The organism is Saccharothrix coeruleofusca (assembly GCF_014648515.1).
Taxonomy (GTDB): Bacteria; Actinomycetota; Actinomycetes; order Mycobacteriales; family Pseudonocardiaceae; genus Actinosynnema; species Actinosynnema coeruleofuscum.
This window is the reverse complement of sequence record NZ_BMRG01000055.1, coordinates 1-1,197: the sequence shown is the minus strand read 5'-3', so window position 1 is coordinate 1,197 and position 1,197 is coordinate 1. Positions and strand designations below refer to the sequence as shown.

The window sequence follows — 1,197 nt, the reverse complement described above, 5'->3', positions numbered from 1 at the left end:
GAGTCGTAGTCGGAATCCGAGTCCGAGTCGACCTCGTAGCCCGCGTCCTCGTCGGGCAGGTTCATCCACGAAGGCTTGGCGTCCCTCGGCGTGTCGGCCGCAGGGGTGTCCGTCGCGGGCGCGGGGCTGTCCACACTGCGATCGCTGATAGGTCCGGTCGACGGGTTCGCAGGTGGCGGGGTACTGGCAGACGACTGGTCCGGCGTCGCGCCGCGCGTGCCATCCGGGACCGGGGACTGAACATCCGGTGCGGGAGCGGGTGCGGTGTCGAGGTCGGGTTTGGTGTAGAGGACGGTCCGTTCGCCGGTGTGGGGGTTGACCTCGATGACCCGGTCGACGTTGGGGTTGGCTTGGAGTGCGGGGAATTCCTTGGTGTCGAAGACGTTGCCTTCGCGGCGGTTGACCCCAAGCGCGACGTAGACGTCGCCGCTGGCGTTTTCGGCGAAGAATTGGGATGCGTTTTCCCAGATGCGTTGTGATTCGGGGTCGCGCATGGTGAACGTGGGCATTTCCACGTTCGCGTCGTCGAGTCGGTCTTCGAGGGTGGTGCCTGCGTTGCCGAATGCTTCCCATCCGGCGATGTTCATGATGGTGTGGTTCTTGTTGTCGAAGCCGACGAAGTTGCCGGACCAGAACCACGCGCCATCGGTCCTGGTGTCCAACAGTGCCTTGAACTCCGCGTCGGTCAGCGTGGCCGGATTCACGATCGGGTCGGAATCCACGTCCGCGTCGTAACCGGGGTCGGTCTCGCCCATGGTGCTCGGGTCCGGCTGCACATCGGGCACGACGTATGGTTCGGGCTTCGGCGCGGGGGCGGGTGCCGGGTCGTCGAAGTCGAAGTCCGAGTCGTAATCGGAGTCAGAGTCGTAGTCGGAATCCGAGTCCGAGTCGACCTCGTAGCCCGCGTCCTCGTCGGGCAGGTTCATCCACGAAGGCTTAGAATCCTTCGGCGCGTCGGCGGAGCGCGTATCGACGGCGGGCTTGTCCGTCGGAGCTGCGTTGGTTGGAGGCGTGTTGGCCGAAGGCGGGGTGTCCGGGCCGCGATTGCTGGTCGGCGCAGCCGTGTCCGGGGACGGGGTGTTCGCAGGCGGCGGAGTGTTGGTGGGGGATTGGTTCGGCGTCGCACCACGCTCGCTGCTCGGGGGCGGAGTGGTGTCCGAGGCGGGGATCGTGTCGGAGGCCGGAGTGGTATCGGGC

Annotated in this window: 1 protein-coding gene and 1 pseudogene; one reads left to right on the top strand and one right to left on the bottom strand. The window is 66.4% G+C overall.

The features are described from left to right. Positions 1-926 (bottom strand): annotated as a pseudogene (locus tag IEZ00_RS36010) (hypothetical protein); the annotation flags it as partial. Between the two features lie 85 nt (positions 927-1,011). On the opposite strand from IEZ00_RS36010, the gene IEZ00_RS37690 reads away from it, so the two are divergent. Then, the coding region (locus tag IEZ00_RS37690; RefSeq protein ID WP_229796452.1) for a hypothetical protein at positions 1,012-1,197 on the top strand (186 nt) is incomplete at its 3' end.